Raw genomic sequence first — 22768 nt, 5'->3', positions numbered from 1 at the left:
AATTAAATAACAAATTTGCTACTAATAGATTGGTGCTCATGTACCATCTTCATAACGTCTGCAAATAATGGGGCGCAAGATAGCACTTTTATTTTAGTTGACAAATTATTTTTAACAGGAATTGAGTCAGTTACAATCACTTCCAATAATTTTGAGTTTTCTATATTGTCATAAGCTTTACCTGAAAGGACTCCATGTGTAGCCATTGCTCTTACAGATTTTGCTCCTTTTTCAATAAGAATCTCTGCCGCTTTACAAAGGGTACCTGCGGTATCAATCATATCATCGATAAGAATCACATTCTTCCCTTCTACATCACCGATCAGGAACATTTCCTCCACTACATTAGCTTTCTTTCTTTCTTTGTAAGCAATCACTACCTCTGCGCCTAAGTGACCCGCATAGTTTTTGGCTCTTTTTGCTCCACCCATATCCGGAGAAGCAATGGTAAGATCTTCAAGATTCAGGTCTCTGATATAATCTACGAAAATAGTAGATGCATATAAGTGATCTACCGGAATTTCGAAGAACCCCTGAATCTGATCTGCGTGAAGGTCCATGGTCATCACTCTTGTTGCTCCCGCAGCTGTTAAGAGATTAGCTACCAGCTTTGCACCGATCGGCGCCCTTGGCTGGTCTTTTCTGTCTTGTCTTGCAAGTCCGAAATACGGAAGTACGACAGTAATGCTTTTTGCAGAAGCTCTTTTCGCAGCATCAATCATTAGAAGAAGCTCTAAAAGATTGTCTGCAGGCGGGAATGTAGATCCGATTAGGAATACTCTTCCTCCTCTTACAGATTCATCAAGAACAGGCTCAAATTCCCCGTCGCTGAACTCCTGAAAGTTGATTTTTCCTAATTCTTTCCCATAATACTGGGCAATTTTCTCTGCCAGGTCCTTACTCGTCCTTGTAGAAAATAGATAACTTAACTGATCGGCCATTTTTACTTTTTAAAAGATTTTGCAAATTTAAAAAAAAACCACAAGAATTAGTCTTGTGGTTTCTAAGTTTTTACTATTTCAGTTTTACTGAGGGAATTTTACCCCTGAATATTTGTTGGGATCTACCTGTGGTAAAGTAGATTTGTATTTTGCGTTAATTGATTTAATAAATTCATTAGCAATGATGGCGTACCCTCTTCCGGTTAAGTGAACCCCATCTAAAGAGAAAGCTCCACCCGTAACGAAAGTTGCCGTATACTTCACCCCATTCCAGGTAATTCCTGCTTTGGAATCCAGTTCTTTCATTTTCGTGTTTGCGTCTACAAAAGCAAGATTGTAAGAATCTGCCAGCCCTTTAATGGCAACATTATATGCTTTAACTGCTGTTGAAATATTACTTACTTCATCTGCTGTCAGAGAAAGCTGGTCTCCAATCGGGAAACTGGCACCATATATAAACTGAGAGTTGGCTGTAGGAGCCTGATTTGTAATAGCATCCAGACCTAAAAGCTTGCTTGCCGTAAGGAGAATGAGTTCACCCTGTTTTGCCTGACGGGTCTGCCCAAAAGCATTGCCGATAAAGGTTGCCTGATCCAAAGGATATCCCCCAGCTACGAGAGCACCGGTAAGCTGAGCAGAAAGATTGGCCAATTTGTTATCCTTAATCAGAACAGGGTTGTTTCCTGCCGTTACAGGATTAAGTCTGTTTCCCTGCCCATAGATGTTAAGCACAGCTTTTAAAGGACCGTAAAGAGTTGTATTCAACTTCTGAGCAGTGGCTGCATCCAGAGGAATAGCATTATACGGCACTCTTGTAAAGAAGGGGATACTGGTTACATCTGGAATATTTGCGATGATCCCTTTTGTAGCGCCCACACTTTTAAGACCATCCAACACCCCTTTTATAGAACCGGCCAATACATTCGGATCTGAAATATCATTAGATTTGTAAGTGCCAGGATTTAAGTTTCCGGTTTGTACTGTCGCTGCCGAGTACGTGGTAACCGTTCCTGAGGCCTGTGAATTTGTACCTCCATTAGTCGCATAAGAAAGTACATCGTTATTTCCTATCCATAGAGAGAAAAATGTTGGAGCCTGAGACATTGCATCGGCTAAGACCGTAGTGGAAGCTGAAGAAGCGAATCTTGCAAAATACGGGTTGGCAGTTCCCCCAGCTAATCCTGCAGGATTACCATAATTAGGAGCCACCAGATGGAAAGATTTAGCACCCGGAACACCCATATTTCTGTATGGTCTTCCCGCTGAAATATTGTCTAAAGCCGTGGTAGTAGTTAGAGCCTCAGGAGAAAGCGCTCCGTTGACCACTTTTAATTCAAGTTTTCCCGGAAATAAAAAATTTCCAGCCGCATCCTTTAAATTGCTAAAACCACCGATGTCATTAGGCATCATAGGCTGGTTAAAATCTCCTCCTCCTGCAAGTTTCATCTGACCTGCAATCATGCTTGGATAAGATTCGTTCTGTCCCGAACTGTACAGCGCGCCATCTCTGTATCCTGAAGTTAAAGAGTTTCCTAAAGAAACGTATCTGGTGAAATCAGCCTCACCACTCGTTACAGGAATATCTTTTACATCCGTATCAAAATCGTGCTCGCAACTTGTTGTTACAAATAGCGCAGAAACAGCTAATGTTGAAATTATAATTTTTTTCATAGTCTTTTAATTAAAATGGATTATAAGATAAACCCAGACCTACATAAAACGCAGTCGCTGTAGATTGTCCATAAAACTGCAGATAGTCGTTTTTCACATCTCTTGCCTGAGGTATCGCGTATCCTCCTGATAAATCTACTCCGAACTTTTTCAGTTTAAATCCTACCCCACCGGTAACTACATAGGTGTTATAAGAAGGAGTTTCAGGAATGAAATTCTGGTCAGAATAAGGAGATTCGTCATAGTAAGCTCCAAGACGGCCATAGATCATGTCTGTGAACGCATACTGTGTTCCCAATCTGAAGGTTTTTGTATTTTTAAAATTTTTCGGAGCAACCAAAACAGTCGGGTCTGGCTGGTTTCCAACAGGAGCATTCGCAAAATCCAAAGTAAGCTTGCTATATCTCTCCCATCCATGGTAATTGAAATCAGCTGAAACCAACCACTTTGGAGTAATTTTATAGGTTAAACCAACCGTATATTCTTCTACCAGTGGCAATGTTGCTGTGAAGCTATCCTGTCCCTGAGCATTTAAGCCCAACTGAGAATATACCGCCGGTGATATTTCAAAGGTTGCTGTCCCATTTTTCGCTTTCATATCCACAGGTGAACGGTAAGCAATACTCACATCCAGTTTTGGATCAGGTCTGAAGTAAAAACCGAAGCCATATCCGCTGCCGCTTGCTTTTTCATCCTTAATATTAAGATTCCCGCTAAACTGCGTAACCGCTTTATCCCAATTCACCTGCCCTTTTGCATAAATATAACTTGCTCCAAATGCGAACCAGTCGTTAAATTTATATGAAATCATAGGCTGGAAGTAGAAGCTCTTAAGCTCCAGCTTCTGTACCATTTCTTTTCCTTCCCAGTCGTAAGGATATTTAATGGTACTCCCGAAAGGTGTGGAGAAACTGAAACCTACAGATAGTTTTTCCAGAGGTTTATAGGTAATCGCGCCATAAAGAGGAGTCCCGATAGGGTTATCCGTTTCTGTGCTTTGTAAAGTATTCAGGTTTTGGAATGTAACTTTATTACCTGCTGCAAAACCTCCTATTGATATACTCAGCTTCGAAGGGATGAATGACATACCTGCCGGATTAAAGAATGCCACACTTGCATCTTCAGCATGCGCACTGGTATGTGCCATTGCCAATTGTTTTACCCCCTGCAAAGAGACTCTGAAGCCTCCTGCATAAGATAGAACACCCGCCAATAAAGCAGTTGATACTAAGATTTTTTTCATAGACTATTATTATATAACCCAAATATAAAATTATTTTACTTACGTCTGTTAATAAATCTTAAAATTTTAAACATTCTAACTAAATAAAATTATGTTTAAAATAACAGTTTAGAAAATACAGTTCTTAAACCCATAGTTTATAAGCATTTAATACATATGACAAGGCTAAACCAATTTAAAGTTTAATGTTAAACATGCAGATTAGGAATATTTGCTTATTTTACAATCGCATAAGATAAAAATATATAAATTTGCAAGATTAAATATATACAATATGAGTTGTGGATGTAAAACATCCGGCGATTCTGCACATTCTTGCGGACCCAAGAAGACCGCGAATGGCTGTGAAAGTGTAAATACCTGTGGTAATAGTTATAAATTAAGTGTTTTTGACTGGCTTTCTAACATTAACAATCCGGCACCGAACAGGTGTGATTTTGTAGAAGTTAGATTTAAAAATGACAGAAAATCTTTTTATAAAAATGTAAATAATGTTCCTTTACATATAGGTAGCGTAGTAACAGTAGAATCAAGTCCCGGACATGATGTAGGTGTGGTAAGTCTCACCGGCGAACTGGTAAAGATTCAGATGAAAAAGAAAAAATTTTCAGAAGAATCTGTCCTTAAAATATACAGACAGGCCAACCAGAAAGATCTGGAAGTTTGGCAGGAAGCAAGAAAAAAAGAAGACGGCATAAAACTGGAGGCCAGAAAAATAGCGCAGAGGCTAGGTCTTGAAATGAAGGTAACGGATGTCGAGTATCAGGGAGATGGCTCCAAAGTCACTTTCTATTATACTGCGGATAACCGCGTAGACTTCAGACAGCTGATAAAAGATTATGCAGGAGCCTTCAGAACTAAAATCGATATGAAACAAATCGGTTTCAGACAGGAAGCTGCAAAAGTAGGAGGTATAGGTTCGTGCGGAAGAGAACTCTGCTGCTCAACCTGGTTAACGGATTTCAGATCTGTAAACACCAATGTTGCCAGATACCAGCAGCTTAGCATAAATCCTCAGAAACTGGCAGGCCAGTGTGGTAAGCTTAAATGCTGTCTTAATTATGAACTGGACAGCTACCTTGACGCATTAAGTAATTTCCCTTCTTCTTCCACCATGCTGGACACCGAAAAAGGAAGGGCTTTTTGTATCAAGATCGATGTCTTCAAAAAGAAAATGTGGTTTGCCTACGTTGACAGTTCAATGGCATGGTATGATTTTGATATTGACTTAGTTAAAAAACTAATTGCCAAAAACAAAAAGGGTGAAAAAATTCTTCCTCTTGAAGATTTAAAACAACCGGAAATTCCTTTGGCAACGATCGATTTGATTCAGGAAAACAGTGTTGACCGATTCGAAAAGAAAAACAGAGGAAATAACAAGAACAGAAATCAGAATAAACCGAGCAATAATCAGAATAACCAGGGGCAACAGCAGGGTCAGAACAGAAATACAAGACCCAACAACCGACCTGAAAGACAAGAACGTACGGAAAGAGCCGATCGTCCTGAGAGAGCGGAAAGATCAGACAGATCAAAACAGCCTCGGCAGGAAGGACAGGAGAAACAGGAAAGACCGAATTCCCAGCCTAACAATCAGTCCAAACAGCACAAGCCTCAGCAACCGAAGCCTCAAATGGAGAAAGTAGAAGCGGCAGGTTCTGAACAGGATAAAAAACCACAACAAAATCCGAATAAGAAAAAGTTTAAAAAGAAATTTCCTCCAAAAAAAGATAATAATGCGTAAATTTTTAGGATTACTAAGTCTTATCCTTTTCCTGAGCTGCAACTCTTCTTCTGAAGGAGACGTGATGATGAATTCTGTTAACAGCAAATGGAGTAAGAAAAGTGAACAGAAATTTAATCTTGAAATTTCAGATCCGCAAAATCCTAAAAATATTATATTTGTTGTAAGAAATAATAACGATTTCCCTTACAGCAACATAAGATTTATTGTCAATTTTACAGATCTTCAAACCAGAAAAAAGGAAACGGATACCCTGAATTATGTTTTGGCAAAACCTAATGGGGAGTGGCTTGGTACAGGATTCGGCGATACGAAGGAAACTTTCTTTCAGTATAAACTGAATTATAAATTCCCGAAGAAGGGCAAATACGAAATTGGCTTAATCCAGGCCATGAGAAACGACATTCTTCCGGGAATTGAAGATATCGGAGTAAAAATAGAAACGGCTAAACCGTAATTATAAATGGAACAAAATAAGCAAAACGCTGGAAGTAAAGGAAAAACATTCCCACTTCCTCCTAAAAAGAAGAAAGATACCTCCTGGAAAAAGTGGGTTAGATTTATTTGGATTGGGCTTATCGCGGTAATTTTAGGTATTTCAGGGCTTTTCTTTGCCGTCTCCCAGGGGTTTCTTGGCGAGATGCCCGATGTAAAAGAACTCGAGAATCCGGATATATTTGTCGCTTCTGAAATTATTTCTTCAGACGGTGTTACCTTAGGAAAATTTGAAAAAGAGAAAACACAGCCTATCTTTTATAAGGATCTTCCACCTTATCTTATTTATGCCTTACAGGCCAAAGAAGATGAGCGTTTCAAAGAACATTCGGGCATAGACTTACAATCTGTGGCCAGGGCCGTTGTTTATGGAGGCAAAAGAGGGGGTGGATCTACGATTACCCAGCAGCTTGCCAAATTACTTTTCACAGGAAATGCCTCCCAGAATAAAGTTCAGAGAGCTTTCCAGAAGCTTAAAGAATGGATCGTTGCCGTGAGTCTTGAAAAAAGATATACCAAAGAAGAAATCATTACATTATACTTTAATAAATTCGATTTTCTCTTCAATGCAAACGGCGTTGAGATGGCCTCCAAAGTATATTTCAACAAAAAAACATCTGAGCTTACCCTTCCGGAAGCAGCTACTTTCGTAGCCATGCTTGAGAACCCGAGAAAAACAATCCTTACAGGAATCCGGACAGAGCAAAAGAAAGAAGAAATGTCGTACTGGAGCAAATGCTTAAGACCGGTTATATTGACCAGGCAACGTATGATAAAGCGATCAGTACGCCCGTTGAAGTTGACTTTCATCCGATCAAGAACATTTCAGACGGCTATTCGGCTTACTATAAGTTTTATCTGAGAAAGGAGATCGATAAATACCTTAGCGATTACGAAAAGGAAACCGGCAAGAAACTAAACCTCTTTAAAGACGGTTTAAAAATATATGTTACTCTTGATTCAAAAATGCAGAAATATGCAGAAGATGCCATCAGGGAACATTTAACAGATCTACAGAAAAGATTTGATGCAGAGCAGAGAGGAAGAAAGAACAGGCCTTTCTACTATCTGAATGATAAGCAGATCAACAGCGTGATGATGCAGGCAGTAAGAAGAACCGGGCGTTATAAAATGCTTAAAGCTGAAAAAATGCCGGATGATTCTATCATGATGGAATTCAAAAAGCCCATTAAAACATCACGTTTTACATGGAATGGTGAAGAAGAAGTAGAAATGTCTCCGTGGGATTCTATCAGATATCACAAACAAATTGCACAGGCAGGACTAATGTCTATGGTTCCAGGAACAGGTGAGATTAAGGCCTGGGTCGGAGGTATCGACTGGCAGCATTTCCAGTATGACCATATCAAACAGGGAAAAAGACAGGTAGGTTCAACATTTAAACCATTCGTCTATGCTACCGCTATTATGAAACTTGGAATGACTCCATGTTCAGCAGTATCTAATGCAACCTACGACCACAAGGGATGGCATGTACCGGGCCGGGGGGAATGCTCACTCTCAAGGATGGCTTGGCACACTCTCAAAACCCCATTGCTGCAAGACTTATTGAAATGACAGGGGTAGATGCAGTTATCCAAACAGCAAGAGATTTGGGCGTAACAGAAGATATTCCCAGAAATAACACGATAGCCTTAGGCTCATCCGATATCACGATCTATGAGATGCTGGGTGCCTACAGCACATTTGCAAACTATGGAAATCACAACAAACCGGAAATGATCTGGAGAATTGAAGATGCTAACGGCAGAGTCATTAAAGAGGTAAATGTAGAGCCGAAAGAAGTAATGAACCCACTGTATGCCTATACGATGATAGAGTTAATGAAAGGAGTGGCACAATATGGTACTGCTTCGGGAGAGTTAGGAAGAAGAGGAATTTCCAAAGACACAGAGATCGCTGCCAAGACAGGGACTACCCAAAACAACTCTGACGGATGGTTTATGGGAATTACTCCAAAATTAGCAACCGGAGCATGGGTCGGATGGGAAGACAGGGCAACCCACTTCTATGGGACCGGTGAAGGTCAGGGTGCTAAGATGGCATTGCCGATCTGGGCTATTTTTATGAAAAAAGTCTGGGCCGATAAAACCCTGGGCGTGTCACCGGATGATAAGTTTGTAAAACCTTCTGACTGGAAAGACGGATGCTCCAACCTTAAAGGTATTGGCGGCGGCTACGGAGACGAAGGAGGACTTCAGACTATCGATGAGATTAAAAACCCTAAGCCTGCAGATCCTACTCCCAAGAGTACAGACAAAAAAGAAGAAAATATTAATGAAAATCTTCATTCCTCGGATGAGGTAGATTTTAATAAATAAATTCTCTTTTAGAAATATACAAGACCTTTCAATATAATTGGAAGGTCTTTCTTTTATAATTAATATCTTTGAATGATGAATACACAAAATATTAAACAACCTTTTATCGATATATTTCCCGGGGATTTCTCACGCAACAACAGACAAAGAAACACTCCCAAAGTTCTATTTTCCACGATCGACCCAGCCGGCTTTACCAATCCGGAACTCATTATTTTTAATGATGAATTATCTGCCGAAATAGGTATTGGAAAGTTCGAAGAAAAAGACCTGAATTTTCTTGTGGGAACAGATCTTCCGGAAAATATTAAAGCATACGCCACAGCTTATGCAGGACATCAGTTCGGGAACTGGGCCGGACAATTGGGTGACGGAAGGGCTATTTTAGCCGGAGAAATAACAAATGACAGCGGAAGGAAAACCGAAATACAGTGGAAAGGAGCCGGAGCCACTCCTTACTCAAGACATGCTGATGGAAGAGCCGTTTTAAGGTCCTCACTCAGGGAATATCTGATGAGTGAAGCAATGTATTATCTTGGAGTTCCTACTACCCGGGCATTAAGTTTAAGCCTCACCGGGGAAAATGTAGTCCGTGATATGATGTATAACGGAAATCCTCAGGAGGAAAAAGGAGCTGTGGTGGTCAGAACAGCAGAAAGTTTTCTTCGTTTCGGGCATTACGAATTAATGTCTGCCCAGAGAGAGTATAAAACCCTACAGGAGCTTGTTGATTTTACTATTGAAAACTATTTCACAGAAATCAGCCCGGAAGGGCCTCAAAAATACAAAGACTTTTTTGAAAATGTTTCAAAACGAACAGCCGACTTAATGGTGGAATGGTTTCGGGTGGGTTTCGTTCACGGCGTAATGAATACCGACAATATGTCTATTCTGGGACTGACAATAGACTATGGTCCTTTTTCGATGCTGGACGAATATGACCTGAACTTTACTCCCAATACTACCGATCTTCCCGGCAGAAGATATGCCTTCGGAAAACAGGGACAAATCTCACAGTGGAATCTTTGGCAGCTGGCCAATGCTCTTCACCCTCTCATTCAAGATGAAAAGTTTCTGGAAGATACCCTGAATAAATATGGAGATTACTTCTGGAAACAGCATGATCAGATGCTGTGCAGAAAATTCGGGTTTGATAAACTTCTGGAAGGAGATGAAGAATTTTTCACCAACTGGCAGGGCCTGATGCAGGAACTGCAGCTTGATTACACTTTGTTTTTTACACAAATTGAGAAATTTGATATGGAAACAGATTTGAGTAAACAATTTGAAAATATTTCCTATATTTTTTTAAACAATGACGATTTAGGAAAAATTACAGATTTTATAAAATCATACCACACGAGATTAAAGAAAAATAATATCTCCGAAACAGAATCTGTTGCTTTAATGAAAATCACCAATCCAAAATTTACATTAAGAAATTATCTGCTTTATGAATGTATTGAAGAAATTAATTCAGGAAAGACAGAAAAATTAAATATTTTATTGAACGCTTTGCAAAATCCTTACGAAGAAATATATTCTGAACTATCAGTGAAAAGACCTTCAAAATACAATGATATTTCAGGATCATCTACCCTTTCGTGCAGTTCATAAACTTTATATTATTCTTATTAATATAAGTTTTAACTTAAAATTTTATGCACAATTGAGTTTTTTTAGTACTTTTACGGAAAATAAAGTATCATGAAAAAAATTCTACTATCTCTAAGTTTATTATTTACGGCAGCGGCAGCTCAAGGTCAGACCGTATTACTAAATGAAAATTTTGATTCTTACACGGATTTTGTCATTTCCGGCTTTGGAAACTGGCAAACTTTAGATCTGGATCAGCTTTTCACTTACACAGGTGGTTCTGATGATCCTCAGTGGGCTAATGCGGGAGCTCCTATGGCATTTCAGATTTTTAACCCTACTGCTGCAGGCGTAACTAATGCAACCAGCGGTACAGAAGTTCGAAATTTCGATCCTCACAGCGGTTTAAAGTATGCAGCTTGCTGGGCTGGTTCTCCAGATCTTGTTACTGCTAATAATGACTGGCTTGTATCACCTGCCATAACATTAGGAGCAAGTGCTAATCTATTGTCTTTATGGGTAAAATCAATGTCTAGCTCTTACGGCCTTGAAAAATACAAGATCGGGGTATACGTTGGTTCTGGAACGCCTACTACTTCTTCAAACTTCACCATTATTTCAGGTGCAGCTTCGTTAACAGCTCCTTATCCGAACTGGGAACAAAAAACATTTAACCTGGACGCCTATGCAGGACAAACCGTGCGTATCGGTATCCAGTGCGTATCTGCAGATAGTTATATGTTTATGGTGGATGATGTAAAAGTTACAACAGGAACCCTTGCTACAGGTGAAGTTTCTGCTTCAAAAACAAAAACCAGCATCTATCCTAATCCTACAAAAGGAGAACTTAACATCAAAACGGATAAGAAAATAAAAACTTCAACAGTGTTAGATGTTTCAGGAAGAGCAGTATTAAGTTCTACAACACAAAAAGTAGATTTGTCTTCTTTACCAAAAGGAGCATACCTGGTAAAAGTTGAATTCGCAGACGGAACAACTTCTACAGAAAAAGTAATTAAAGAATAATTTTAATTACAAAAGTATATTGAACTCACCAAATTTTGGTGAGTTTTTTTATTTTATTTTTGCAAAAAAATTCACCTGTGGAAATCAAATCAAAGATTGTAAATGTCTTTAAACTCATCTTCCCTGCATCGCCTATTGAATCAGGTATATTCTTACTGTTTTTTTCAGTATACGGAATTTTGGGATCCTATATAGCCATTAACTATACGGTTATTTTTGACAGCAGAATACCCTGGGATGCTTATTTCAGCTTCGACAACAAATCAATCGTTATGTCCGGAGGAAGCTTTGAAAGACATCCTTTATCCTACTATTTTTTTAACTGGCTACGGAGTTTAGCTTTATATATCTCAGGCGGCAAAACAGACACCACTTTCAGACTGGTACTGGCATGGTTCAGCAATCTTGCGGTAAGCTTAAGTATACTTCAAATTTTCAAATATTTAAAAAACATCATTAAACTACCCTTTAAGGTCAACCTGCTTTTGGTTATTTTTTTCAGTTTTTTTTCCACCAGTATCATACTCTCCTTTACTCCGGAGAACTTCACATATACATTGTTTTTATTAACTTTATTCAATCACTATTCAGCCCTTAAAGTTCAGAAAGAGCAGCAAATACCCGCATTAGCCTTGATTTTTGCCGGAGTTTCAATCGGAGGATTAACCGTCACAAACATTGTCAAAGTATTTATTCCTGTAGGCTTCCAGAGAGGGCTTTTTAAAGACAGGAAAAAAATCGGACATGCCATTTTGAGTATAATACTTACCTGCATCTGCTTTGCCCTGTTATATTTAAACAGAATCAATTTCAAGTACGAAAATATATTTCACAGGACCAATGAGCAATATGAGAAATTTTCGAATGTCCGGTCCACTCCTTTGTGGGACGCTGTTTTATCCTACTTTTTCGGAGAAAACATCTTACTTTCAAACTTTATCATCCGTAATAAACATAATATGCAGGGATTCCATTACAAAGGACTGATTATGGACATCTATTCTTCATGGATTCCTTATGTATTTATCCTGATTTTACTGCTGCTTATTTTGTGGAGTTATGTCAAAAATATTAAGAATAAACTGGTTCATATTCTCGTGATTTCTTTTATGGTAGACATCATTATACACTGTATTCTAAAATTCGGGATACATACGTCATACATTTACGGCGGGCACTTTGTTTTCGTTTATCCATTACTGTTGGGATGGCTTTTTTATGCTTACAGAAAGTCTTCAAAAGCATTTTCAGTTTTGACCATAACAGTCATTTTTCTCAGTGTGTATTTAGTCATCAATAACATCATCAGAATGTCAGAATTTTTTGTTTTTTTAGATCAGAATTACCAATAAAAAAGCTGAGAATTTTCATTCTCAGCCCCATTTATATAAAAATAATATTATTTCGCTTCTGCACAGAAAATCCTGTACTGTACTGCAACCGCAGATTTAAAATACTCTCTGATCTTCGAAAGGTCAGACGCTGCACTCTGCTTTGTAAAATAACTTCCTGCCAGAATTTTATAATTAGGTCTTAAAGAAGCATCCGTTTCAACTTTCAGGCTCGGAAACCTCTTTCTGAAATAAGACTTCACCTCATTGGCCTCCTCATTACTTTTCACCGTAGTAATCTGAATCTTAAAGCCCAGAATCCTGGGGTTCTTTCTGCAGATTTCGGCATTGGTAAGCTCTCTGCTAGGAACATATATTTTTGCAGGCCGTACATAGTGCTCTCCTCCATCCATGTCTTTTACCGATGTAGTAGCAGCCACTTTAGCACATTTACCTTCAATATTTTCCAATGCACTGCTCACTTTAGAATCCATAGTCATCACCAGTTCCGTACCGGCCAAGGTATCTCTTTTTACAACCTGTTGTGCTTCAACAGTATAAAATCCCAAAAGAGACAATACCGAAAATATTCTGATCAATTTTCTCATTTCAACTTGTTTCCGCAAATTTATACAATTAAAAATTTATACCAAACTGAGTTATTTAGAATTATTACAAATTAAACGTAAATGATATTTTCCCCTTTGCATATACCGTTAAATTCCTGTTAAAAATATTATTTTTGCGGAATTGATTGGTTCAATATTTTACTAACATAAGATAATTTAAATGATTAGTTGGAGAAAGCATTATAAACAAACGTTGATCGCAATAGGCTTATTGCTATCGACAAGTGCTTCAATTTACGGGCAAGACGGCGATCCTAAAAACGGTGAGAAACTTTTCAAAGCGAATTGTACTGCATGTCACGCGCTGGACAAACAAGTTGTAGGACCACCTCTGAAAGGGGTTGTAGAACGTGTAAAGACAGAAGGTGGTGTAGATACTGATTGGCTTCACAAGTGGATCAAGGACAACAAAGCTCTGAGAGCTTCCGGGGACAAATACGCCAATGAAATTTTCGAAAAGTATAACAAGACTGAGATGCAGGTCTTTCCAAATCTTACCGATAAGGATATAGACGATATCTTAGCCTATACAACTAATCCTCCGGCACCTGAGCCGGAAAAAGCTGCAGAAACTGCGACTGCAACCGATGCTACCACAGCAGCGGCACCAGCAGACAAAACCACCACCAGCGTTGTTATCATTTCACTTTTGGCGATTGCAGGTTTGTTGGTTTGGATCTTAATTAAACTGAGACAATTGGTTAAATTAGGTCAGTCTGAAGATTTATCCGGTCTTAATGAGACGCGAGTAAAATCTTTCAGTGAAATTTATGAAAAATACCACTATGTAGGTAAAGGATTAATTGCTGTCCTTGCGCTATTGGCTACTTATGGAGTTTGGAACTGGATCATGTGGATCGGGGTCTACAAAGGATATAAGCCAGAACAGCCTATTTACTTCTCTCATAAAATCCACGCAGGAGAAAACAAAATTGACTGTCAGTTGTGTCACTCCAGTGCTAAATACGGTAAGGTTTCCGAAATACCATCCATGAACGTTTGTATGAACTGTCACAAAGCTATTTCTGAATATAACGGAAAATATCTTGAGCCAGGAAAAGACAAAGCATTCTACGATGGAGAAATCCAGAAAATTTATGCCGCAACAGGTTGGGATCCTGAAAAAGCTCAGTATACGGGCAAAACTCAGCCGGTGGAATGGACGAGAATCCACAACATGCCTGATTTCGTATATTTCAACCACTCTCAGCACGTAGTAGCTGGTGAGCAGGCGATTATTAATTCTTTTAACAAAAAGAATCCTACAAACAAGATTGATGTTGTCTGTAAAGCCTGTCACGGAAAAATTGACACGATGAATGTTGTTCAGATGGCCAATGACTTCACTATGGGATGGTGTATCGAATGTCACAGAACGACGGAAGTTGATATGAACAACGGTTATAATAAAGAATACTTCAAGAATCTACATGACAAGCTTAAGAAGCAATACCCTAAAGATGGTGGTAAAATTACTGTAGATGCTATTGGAGGTCTTGAGTGTGGTAAATGTCATTATTAATAACTAAAAAATTAGAAGTATAAATGGCTTCAAACAAAATACAATTTAGAAGTATTCATGAACTTAAAGACCCGGCTTTAAATAACAAGCTGGCTCAGAAAGAGTTTCAGGAAGAAATTCCGGTAGAAGATTTCCTTGGAGATGCTGAACAAAACGGATCAAGTACTTCAAGAAGAGATTTCTTAAAGTTGCTAGGATTCTCTACAGCTGCGGTAACGCTTGCTGCTTGTGAAGCTCCCGTAATTAAAACGATTCCTTATGTAGTAAAACCTCACGATATTATCCCTGGGGTTCCTAACTACTACGCTTCAACATATTTTGACGGTTTCGATTTCGCCAGTGTTTTAGTAAAGACACGTGAAGGTAGACCCATCAAAATTGAACCGAACCCGGCTGCTGGTGAATTAGGTAAAACTAACGCCAGAGCCCAGGCAGCTGTACTTTCTCTTTATGATAACGATAAAGTAAAACAGCCTAAGCTGGACGGTAAGGACGAGACATTTGATAAAGTAGATGATTTTGTTCTTAAAGGATTAACTGAAGCAGCAGCAGGAAACAAAAGAATTGTTCTTTTATCTCAATCTTTTGCTTCCCCTACATTCAAAAAATTATTTGCTGAATTTAAAGCAAAATATCCTACCGCTGAACTGGTAACTTATGATGCTTTCCCTTATTCTGCTGCTTTAGATGCAGCTCAGGAAGTATTCGGAACAAGAGCTTTACCGGTTTATGATTTTAAAGGAACAGAACTGGTAGTATCTTTCCAGGCAGATTTCTTAGGAGATTATAACGCTGCTAGCCTAGAAACATCTTATGCTGCAGCGAGAACTCCGGGAGCAAGCATGATGAGACACATCCAGGTAGAATCTAATATGTCTTTAACCGGTGCTAATGCCGATTCAAGATACAGATTAAAGCCAAGTGCCGTAAACAAAACATTAGTTGAAGTTTATAATGCTATCGTAGGAGGTGCTGCTCCGGCTGACCAGTCTGCTGCTGAAATCGTAAAAGAAATTCAGGCTAAAGGTAGTAAGGCGGTTGTATTCGCAGATGGCTCCAAAGGTGCTCAGGTTCTGGCACACTTGATAAACCAGAAATTAGGTTCAGTAGCTTTCACAGGTAAAGCGAATTTCCTGAAAGAATTCGATAAAGCAAGATATAATGAATTTTTAGGCTGGGTAAATGCAGGACAGGTTGGAGTATTGATTACGAATAATGTAGATCCTATTTACTCTCACTATAAAGGTGCTGAATTTGAAAAAGCAATTAAGAAAGTTCCTTATGTAGTAGCCGTTGCGGATAAGAAAAATGCAATGTATAAGGCAGCGAAAGCTGTTATTCCTGTGGCTAACTGGCTGGAATCCTGGGGTGATATGGAACCTCAGACCGGAGTTTATACATTAATGCAGCCAACCATCCAGAAAATTTACAAATCAAGACAGATCGAAGAATCTTTATTGGTTTGGAAAAACGGAAAAAACAATGCTGCCAACAACTATTATGATTATTTAAAGTCTAATGCAGCTTCTATTTTAGGAGGGACTTCTTTCAACAAGGCTTTATATAACGGTATCACTACTTCTAATAACGCAACAACGTTATCTTATGCAGGAGGAAATGGTGCTCAGGCCGTGGCTGAACTAAGTAATTTCAAAGCTTCCGAATTAGAATTAGTATTATATACGAAGACTTCTATTGGTGACGGTACTCAGGCCAACAATCCATGGTTGCAGGAATTACCGGATCCGTTAACAAGAATGTCTTGGGATAACTATCTGACAATTTCTCCAAAAGACGCTGAAAAGTTTGAAATAGAAAATGATCTTAATGCCAGAATGCAGTTGGATGGATCTATTGTAAATCTTACGGTAAACGGAGTAAAAATAGAAAACGTTCCTGTATTCATTCAACCTGGTCAAGCTGAAGGATCTGTAGGTCTTGCACTTGGTTACGGTAAGAAAAACTCAGGAGCTACAGCTGATACAGGAGTAAATGCTTATCCTTTATTTGATGGATCTAACCTGGTTGTTTCCGGTGTTAAAATCGAGAAAACAGGAGAAGATCATGAATTCGCCGGTATTCAGCTTCAAAACACATTAATGGGTCGTTATGAAATTGCGAAGGAAGTTCCTTTAGCAGATTATATTAACGTAGCATTTGACGATGAACACAAAGGATGGAACAGACCTTTGGAATACCATACGATAAGCGGTGCATTGCCGGCAAGAAAAATTGACCTGTGGGATGCATTTGATGATACAGACGGACCTCACTTTAACTTATCAATCGACCTGAATTCTTGTACTGGTTGTGGAGCATGTATCATTGCTTGTCAGGCAGAAAACAACGTTCCTGTTGTAGGTAAAGAAGAGATCAGAATGTCAAGAGATATGTATTGGTTAAGAATCGACCGTTACTATTCTTCAAGACAAAAGGTAGAGGTATACGAAGGATTAAAAGACGGATTGGCTGTTCCTGAATTATACGGAACTGCATTCGGTGACGGAGGTGCATTGAACCACCCTGCTGATAATCCGGATGTAATTTTCCAACCGGTAATGTGTCAGCACTGTAACCACGCTCCTTGTGAAACGGTATGTCCGGTTGCGGCTACTTCACACGGTAAGCAAGGTCAGAACCACATGGCTTACAACAGATGTATCGGTACGAGATATTGTGCAAACAACTGTCCTTATAAAGTAAGACGTTTCAACTGGTTTACGTATAACCTGAATGACAAGTTCGATTTCAACATGAATAACGATCTTGGAAGAATGGTTCTAAACCCAGATGTAGTGGTAAGAACGAGAGGGGTAATGGAAAAATGCTCTATGTGTATTCAGAAAACACAGGCAACGATCCTTAATGCTAAGAAAGAAGGAAGAAGGGTTACAGACGGTGAATTCCAGGACTCTGTTGCTTGTGCAGCGGCTTGTTCTACAGGATCGATCAAGTTTGGAGACATGAATGACAAAGAATCTAAAGTGAGAGAATTATACTCGAGCAACAGAAGATATTATTTACTTGAAGAGATCGGAACAAAACCAAATGTGTTCTATCACGCTAAAGTAAGAAACAGAGTAGAAAAATAAAGTTTAAATAATAAATAGGTAAAAAATGTCAGGACATTACGAAGCTCCGATAAGGGAACCTCTAATTATTGGTCACAAAACTTATCACGATATCACAGAAGATATTGCACGACCTATCGAAGAAAGAGCAGGTAAATTATGGTGGATTTCATTATATGCAGCCTTGGTTCTATTCCTCTATGGTTTTGGATGTATCGCTTATACGATCGGGACAGGTATTGGAGCATGGGGGCTTAACAGAACTATTAACTGGGGTTGGGATATTACCAACTTCGTATGGTGGGTAGGTATCGGTCACGCCGGAACACTTATCTCCGCAGTATTATTATTATTTAGACAGAGATGGAGAATGTCTGTTAACCGTTCAGCTGAAGCGATGACCATCTTCGCAGTTGTACAGGCGGCAATCTTCCCTGTAATCCACATGGGTAGAGTTTGGGTAGGTTATTGGGTATTCCCTTTACCAAACCAGTTCGGTTCTCTTTGGGGGAACTTCAACTCTCCTCTACTTTGGGACGTATTTGCGATCTCTACTTATTTCTCGGTATCCACTGTATTCTGGTTTATGGGATTAATCCCTGACTTTGCAATGATCAGAGACAGAGCAAAAACGCCTTGGACTAAGAAAATTTATACATTCCTGGCTTTCGGTTGGGGTGGTAAAGCAAAACACTGGCAAAGATTCGAAGAACTTTCTTTGGTTCTTGCAGGTTTAGCAACACCACTAGTATTCTCAGTACACACTACCGTATCTTTTGACTTCGCTACTTCGGTAATTAAAGGATGGCACTCTACGATCTATCCTCCTTACTTCGTTGCAGGAGCTATCTTCTCAGGATTCGCAATGGTGCAGACCTTATTGTTGATCGCCAGAAAAGTATGTCACTTAGAAGACTATATTACCATGTATCATATCGAAATTATGAACATCGTAATCATCCTAACAGGAGGTATGGTAACCGTTGCTTATGCTACCGAATATTTCATCGGATGGTATTCCGGGTCAAGATTTGAAGATTTTACCTATCTTTCTCCGGGAGCTGCTGTTGGACCTTACTGGTGGGCTTTCTGGTCACTGATTATCTGTAACCTTGTAATCCCAGCATTATTCTGGTTCAAGAGAATCAGAACAAACATCATCGCAACATTTATTATTGCTTTGATCATTAACATCGGTATGTGGTTTGAGCGTTTTGATATTATCGTTATCAACCTTTCAAGAGACTACTTACCTGGATCTTGGACTATGTTTAAGCCAACGATCATTGATGTGGGTGTATATTTAGGAACAATCGGATTCTTCTCTGTATTATTCTTACTATACGCAAGAACATTCCCTGTAATTGCACAGGCCGAATTGAAATCGATTCTGAAAATCTCAGGTGAAACTTATAAAGCAAAAGAAGGAGATGAGCACCACTAAAATTGTATACGGACTTTATGCCGATGACGACGACTTAATGAACGGCGTTAAGGCATTCAACGATAAAGGGATTGCGATAAACGAAGTTTATACTCCATTCCCGGTTCACGGACTAGATAAAGCTTTAGGGTTAAAGAAAACAAGAATTTCTGATGCTGCATTTATCTATGCTCTTTATGGAGTGACCATCGGTGCTACGGTAACCTGGTATGTGATGAATCATGACTGGCCTCAGAACATTGGTGGTAAACCTGCCTTTGACTGGGCACACAACATGCCGGCATTCGTAGTTCCCATGTTTGAATTGATGGTATTCTGTGCCGCTCACATGATGTCATTAACTTTCTTGGTAAGAAATAAAATGTATCCTGGAGCTCCGGCTCAGAATCCGGATCCAAGAACAACCGATGATAAATTCATGATGGAATTTGTAACTCAAGATGTAGAATCTGTAAAACAGTTGCTTATTGAAACTGGAGTTGAAGAAATAACTGTTAAAGACGCTTAAAATGAAAAAGAATGTATTAAGAATTACAGCGGTTTTAGGTTTAACAACAGTTTTACTTAATTCTTGCGGACCGAAAGAAAATACTCCGTTGGTTTATTTCCCTGATATGTACTTTCCTGTAGCTTATGATCCATTGATGAAAGCTGAGGATGCCTATTCGGATCATGACAATGAAATTCCTGCGTTTGTTAAAAATAATGGTGCCACAGGACTTTCTCCGGTAGAAGGAAGTGTTGCTCAAAATAAAGACGGCGTTTTTGAAGAAACACTGCTTCCTAAAAATGTAGACGAATACAATGCAGGATATGAAGCTTCTAAAAAAATGACAGCTTCTCCCTTAACTTCTGCTAATGCTGCAAAAGATATCGAAAGAGGGAAAATGTTATTTGACAAAACTTGTGCGGCTTGTCACGGAACAGGAGGAGATGGACAAGGACCAATCGTACAGAGCGGAGCATATTCCGGAGTTCCGAACTATGCTGACAGAGAACTTACGGTAGGATCTGTTCATTATGTAATAACAAACGGTAGAAACAACATGGGATCTTATGCAGGTCAACTTACTGCAGGAGATCGATGGAGAGTGGCAATGTATGTGATGAATGCTTTCAAAAAAGGAGCAGCAGCACCGGCAGCAGCTACAGCGACAGCAACCACTGAAACTACTACCGAAACTAAAAAATAAGAAAAGAAATGTATAGTTTTTCACCAAAATTAAAATCAACTTCTATAATACTTCTTGTTGTAGGTTTAGTGCTGTTTGGTATTGGTTTCTTTTTAAACAAAGAAATTTCTACTGAAAAAATCGAACATATGATGGAAGCGGTACATGCTTCCGGTCATAATGCTCCTACACACTCAAGTGAAATGGTAGGTCCCCAGGATCACCAGGCTCATTTAGAGCATGCTGCCTTACAGGTTCATAATCAACCGTTGGCATCTCTGCATTTTGTGGCTGTATTTTTCTTTGGAATTAGTTGTGCTGTATTGTTTTTTTACTGTATTCAGCACGCTGCACACGCAGGTTGGCCAATTATTATTACAAGAGTAATGGAAGCTATTGCTTCTTATATTCCTTACGGTGGTATTATATTAGTAATATTAATGTTTTTAAACATTTTCCACCAGGCACACCTTTTCCACTGGATGGATCCGGACCTTACAGATCCTAATTCTGCTCATTTCGATGTGATTTTATTCGAAAAGAAAAGATTTTTAAATATTCCTTTTTACGCAATTAGAACGATTATTTACGTAGCCGGAGCATCTTTCTTTGCCTGGAAACTGAAAGATCAGTCTAAAAAAGTGGATGAAACCAAGTCTAAAGTAGAGTACCAGATGCTTTACAGATGGGCAGTAGGATATATCGCATTCTTTGGATTTGCTTCTGCAGCATGGGCTTGGGACTGGTTGATGTCTATTGACCCTCACTGGTATTCTACCATGTACATCTGGTATTCAATGGTGAGCTGTCTGTCAAGTGGTATTGCTGTCATTATTCTTTTAAGTGTTTACTTGAAGAAAAACGGATTCTTACCTCAGTTCAATGATAATCACCTTCATGATTTGGGAGTATTCCTTTTCGCTACAAGTATGCTTTGGACATATACGTGGTTTGCTCAGTTTATGTTATACTGGTATGCCAACGTACCGGAAGAGGTTAACTACTTCTTCGGAAGATTCCAACACTATGGTACAACATTCTTACCTATGCTGATTGTAAACTTTGTGTTACCATTATTAGTATTAGTAAGCAGCAGTATCAAGAGAAACTACAAAGTAGTTACCACAATGGCAGTAGTGGTTATCCTTGGTCACCTTCTAGATTACTTCAACATGGTAATGCCGGGAACAGTAGGACCATACTGGAAAACTCCTGAAGTATTTATATTAATATTAGGGGCTGTTTTATTCGTCGTTGGATTATTTATGTTTACAGTGCTTACTGCATTATCTAGACTTAAACTTATTCCTACCGGTAACCCTTACCTACACGAATCTGAAATTTATGAGTATCCTTTCTAAGGACTTGTAACAAAATAAAATTGTAAAAGACTGATTAGTAAAATAATCAGTCTTTTTTTATACCCATACTTACATCATAAAGATGGAATATCTATCACAATAAAAACTCTTCAACCACTCAATTAAATCATTATGAAAAGAAATTACTTCATTTTCCTTGTTATTATTCTTACTGCACAGATGTTCAGCGGGCAGTCCATCACTTTTATTTCAGAAAACAACGGAAAACCTTTACCCCAGGTTTCCGTGTTTGGAAAAGACGGAAGCATCCTGGCGTATTCAGATATCGAGGGTAAAATAGATAAAAAAGTATTACGTCCCGATCAGGAAAAATTTCAGCTTGTCTATGATAACTACCCTATTGCTACCTTATCTTATGCTGATCTCAATAAGGAAGTTATAAAGTTAAATGATGTGGTGAAAGAAATTGCTCCCATTGTCCTCAGAAACGGAAAGCCGGCAAAATACATTATTGTCAAAGGTAATTTCAACGCTTATGTGACCGTAAACAATACATTAAATTGTTATGCAGACGGAATTGCAGCCTATGTTTTTGACAACGAGACCAAGAAACTGAAAAATACATATGTGGAACAATATAGGATGTTCAGACTGGAAAATCAGAAAAACGATAGAAAGCAGACTTCATCGTGGGATTACGACGCTGCACTGGAAATCCCGGATATTAAAGAAGTAGGAAATATTCTCGATTATAAAACCAAAAAAAATACGGTGATCAAAGAGCTAAAGGGACCCCGGAAAGACCAGATAGAAATTACCGGGGAAGCATTACAGAAAAAAGAATTCGCTTTCCTCGGATATCGTTTTTTCGATGTCAGAAGTATTCTCAACGTTTCATATGAGAAAGATTCCAAAAAAACGCTTAAAGACTTTGTAGAGTTTAATGAAATCTCATTTCTAAAATTAAAACACAAAAGTGAACCGGATTATAATCAGCTGATACTTTACACCAACTTCTACCCTTCAGAACTCAGCTTCACCGATAAAGCGGATAAGGCAAAAGTAAAATTCAACACCCATAACAGTAACTATACAACAAACTACTGGGAAGAGGCCTCATTTCCCAATATGCAGAAAGTGTTCAGCTCATTTTTTAAAGATGATTTGAAAGAACAACAAAATAAAAAATAAAACTTTCTATTAATAAAGGTTTTATTAA

The 22768-nt window shown here is 38.8% G+C and carries 16 protein-coding genes and 1 pseudogene; 13 read left to right on the top strand and 4 right to left on the bottom strand.

Annotated features, from left to right (window positions below):
* Positions 1 to 2: 2 nt before the first annotated feature.
* The 3 genes from ODZ84_RS14900 to ODZ84_RS14890 all read right to left on the bottom strand — a co-directional run bounded on the left by ODZ84_RS14900 (position 3) and on the right by ODZ84_RS14890 (position 3855).
* Positions 3 to 941, bottom strand: coding sequence for a ribose-phosphate pyrophosphokinase (locus tag ODZ84_RS14900; RefSeq protein WP_266173183.1), 939 nt, complete (start codon positions 939 to 941; stop codon positions 3 to 5).
* A gap of 84 nt (positions 942 to 1025) precedes the next feature.
* Positions 1026 to 2612 carry an SGNH/GDSL hydrolase family protein gene (locus tag ODZ84_RS14895; protein ID WP_266173182.1) on the bottom strand — a complete coding sequence of 529 codons (1587 nt, stop codon included), beginning with the start codon at positions 2610 to 2612 and terminating at the stop codon, positions 1026 to 1028.
* Between the two features lie 10 nt (positions 2613 to 2622).
* Positions 2623 to 3855 (bottom strand): OmpP1/FadL family transporter, encoded by a 1233-nt coding sequence (locus ODZ84_RS14890; RefSeq protein ID WP_266173181.1) that lies wholly within the window; start codon positions 3853 to 3855, stop codon positions 2623 to 2625.
* A gap of 274 nt (positions 3856 to 4129) precedes the next feature.
* Here ODZ84_RS14890 and ricT point away from each other — a divergent pair, with 274 nt between their 5' ends.
* The 6 genes and pseudogenes from ricT to ODZ84_RS14860 all read left to right on the top strand — a co-directional run bounded on the left by ricT (position 4130) and on the right by ODZ84_RS14860 (position 12410).
* Complete coding sequence (gene ricT / locus ODZ84_RS14885) at positions 4130 to 5599, top strand: PSP1 domain-containing protein (protein WP_266173179.1); 1470 nt, start codon at positions 4130 to 4132, stop codon at positions 5597 to 5599.
* Positions 5592 to 6056, top strand: a complete 465-nt coding sequence (locus ODZ84_RS14880; RefSeq protein WP_266173177.1) for a gliding motility lipoprotein GldH — start codon at positions 5592 to 5594, stop codon at positions 6054 to 6056. Before ricT ends, ODZ84_RS14880 begins: the two co-directional genes overlap by 8 nt.
* 6 nt (positions 6057 to 6062) lie before the next feature.
* Positions 6063 to 8436, top strand: a pseudogene (locus tag ODZ84_RS23455) (penicillin-binding protein 1A).
* A 75-nt stretch (positions 8437 to 8511) separates the two neighbouring features.
* Positions 8512 to 10053, top strand: coding sequence for a protein adenylyltransferase SelO (locus ODZ84_RS14870; protein ID WP_266177376.1), 1542 nt, complete (start codon positions 8512 to 8514; stop codon positions 10051 to 10053).
* Positions 10054 to 10143: 90 nt separating this feature from the next.
* The gene (locus tag ODZ84_RS14865) at positions 10144 to 11058 is read left to right on the top strand and encodes a T9SS-dependent choice-of-anchor J family protein (protein WP_266173175.1); all 915 of its coding nucleotides are present in this window, start codon (positions 10144 to 10146) and stop codon (positions 11056 to 11058) included.
* A gap of 77 nt (positions 11059 to 11135) precedes the next feature.
* Positions 11136 to 12410 carry a DUF6080 domain-containing protein gene (locus ODZ84_RS14860; RefSeq protein WP_266173174.1) on the top strand — a complete coding sequence of 425 codons (1275 nt, stop codon included), beginning with the start codon at positions 11136 to 11138 and terminating at the stop codon, positions 12408 to 12410.
* Positions 12411 to 12457: 47 nt separating this feature from the next.
* Here the strand turns inward: ODZ84_RS14860 and ODZ84_RS14855 are convergent, their stop codons facing one another.
* Positions 12458 to 12997: an SPOR domain-containing protein gene (locus tag ODZ84_RS14855; protein WP_266173173.1), complete on the bottom strand. Its 540-nt coding sequence runs from the start codon at positions 12995 to 12997 to the stop codon at positions 12458 to 12460.
* Positions 12998 to 13178: 181 nt separating this feature from the next.
* Here ODZ84_RS14855 and ODZ84_RS14850 point away from each other — a divergent pair, with 181 nt between their 5' ends.
* The 7 genes from ODZ84_RS14850 to ODZ84_RS14820 all read left to right on the top strand — a co-directional run bounded on the left by ODZ84_RS14850 (position 13179) and on the right by ODZ84_RS14820 (position 22740).
* On the top strand, positions 13179 to 14540 hold the full coding sequence (locus ODZ84_RS14850; protein WP_266173172.1) for a c-type cytochrome: 1362 nt from the start codon (positions 13179 to 13181) through the stop codon (positions 14538 to 14540).
* Between the two features lie 23 nt (positions 14541 to 14563).
* Positions 14564 to 17632, top strand: coding sequence for a TAT-variant-translocated molybdopterin oxidoreductase (locus tag ODZ84_RS14845; RefSeq protein WP_266173171.1), 3069 nt, complete (start codon positions 14564 to 14566; stop codon positions 17630 to 17632).
* 25 nt (positions 17633 to 17657) lie between these two features.
* The gene (nrfD, locus tag ODZ84_RS14840; protein WP_266173170.1) at positions 17658 to 19055 is read left to right on the top strand and encodes an NrfD/PsrC family molybdoenzyme membrane anchor subunit; all 1398 of its coding nucleotides are present in this window, start codon (positions 17658 to 17660) and stop codon (positions 19053 to 19055) included.
* Entirely contained in the window at positions 19042 to 19563 is a 522-nt protein-coding gene (locus ODZ84_RS14835; RefSeq protein WP_266173169.1) for a DUF3341 domain-containing protein, read from the top strand. The genes nrfD and ODZ84_RS14835 overlap by 14 nt, the downstream gene beginning before the upstream one ends.
* A gap of 1 nt (position 19564) precedes the next feature.
* Entirely contained in the window at positions 19565 to 20248 is a 684-nt protein-coding gene (locus ODZ84_RS14830) for a c-type cytochrome (protein ID WP_266173168.1), read from the top strand.
* Between the two features lie 8 nt (positions 20249 to 20256).
* Positions 20257 to 21588: a quinol:cytochrome C oxidoreductase gene (locus tag ODZ84_RS14825; RefSeq protein WP_266173167.1), complete on the top strand. Its 1332-nt coding sequence runs from the start codon at positions 20257 to 20259 to the stop codon at positions 21586 to 21588.
* A gap of 132 nt (positions 21589 to 21720) precedes the next feature.
* The gene (locus ODZ84_RS14820) at positions 21721 to 22740 is read left to right on the top strand and encodes a hypothetical protein (protein WP_266173165.1); all 1020 of its coding nucleotides are present in this window, start codon (positions 21721 to 21723) and stop codon (positions 22738 to 22740) included.
* Positions 22741 to 22768 lie beyond the last annotated feature (28 nt).

The sequence above is a fragment of the Chryseobacterium fluminis genome (assembly GCF_026314945.1).
Taxonomy (GTDB): Bacteria; Bacteroidota; Bacteroidia; order Flavobacteriales; family Weeksellaceae; genus Chryseobacterium; species Chryseobacterium fluminis.
The sequence above is the reverse complement of the archived record's forward strand: the minus strand, read 5'-3'. Positions and strand labels throughout refer to the sequence as shown.

Bases quoted from the DNA above. Each gene is read 5' to 3' on its own strand.
- ricT (WP_266173179.1), top strand. From the start codon at position 4,130: ATGAGTTGTGGATGTAAAACATCCGGCGATTCTGCACATTCTTGCGGA.
- ODZ84_RS14845 (WP_266173171.1), top strand. From the start codon at position 14,564: ATGGCTTCAAACAAAATACAATTTAGAAGTATTCATGAACTTAAAGAC.
- ODZ84_RS14825 (WP_266173167.1), top strand. From the start codon at position 20,257: ATGTATAGTTTTTCACCAAAATTAAAATCAACTTCTATAATACTTCTT.
- ODZ84_RS14835 (WP_266173169.1), top strand. From the start codon at position 19,042: ATGAGCACCACTAAAATTGTATACGGACTTTATGCCGATGACGACGAC.
- ODZ84_RS14880 (WP_266173177.1), top strand. From the start codon at position 5,592: ATGCGTAAATTTTTAGGATTACTAAGTCTTATCCTTTTCCTGAGCTGC.
- ODZ84_RS14900 (WP_266173183.1), bottom strand. From the start codon at position 941: ATGGCCGATCAGTTAAGTTATCTATTTTCTACAAGGACGAGTAAGGAC.
- ODZ84_RS14870 (WP_266177376.1), top strand. From the start codon at position 8,512: ATGAATACACAAAATATTAAACAACCTTTTATCGATATATTTCCCGGG.
- ODZ84_RS14895 (WP_266173182.1), bottom strand. From the start codon at position 2,612: ATGAAAAAAATTATAATTTCAACATTAGCTGTTTCTGCGCTATTTGTA.
- ODZ84_RS14890 (WP_266173181.1), bottom strand. From the start codon at position 3,855: ATGAAAAAAATCTTAGTATCAACTGCTTTATTGGCGGGTGTTCTATCT.
- ODZ84_RS14855 (WP_266173173.1), bottom strand. From the start codon at position 12,997: ATGAGAAAATTGATCAGAATATTTTCGGTATTGTCTCTTTTGGGATTT.
- ODZ84_RS14830 (WP_266173168.1), top strand. From the start codon at position 19,565: ATGAAAAAGAATGTATTAAGAATTACAGCGGTTTTAGGTTTAACAACA.
- ODZ84_RS14865 (WP_266173175.1), top strand. From the start codon at position 10,144: ATGAAAAAAATTCTACTATCTCTAAGTTTATTATTTACGGCAGCGGCA.
- ODZ84_RS14820 (WP_266173165.1), top strand. From the start codon at position 21,721: ATGAAAAGAAATTACTTCATTTTCCTTGTTATTATTCTTACTGCACAG.
- ODZ84_RS14850 (WP_266173172.1), top strand. From the start codon at position 13,179: ATGATTAGTTGGAGAAAGCATTATAAACAAACGTTGATCGCAATAGGC.
- nrfD (WP_266173170.1), top strand. From the start codon at position 17,658: ATGTCAGGACATTACGAAGCTCCGATAAGGGAACCTCTAATTATTGGT.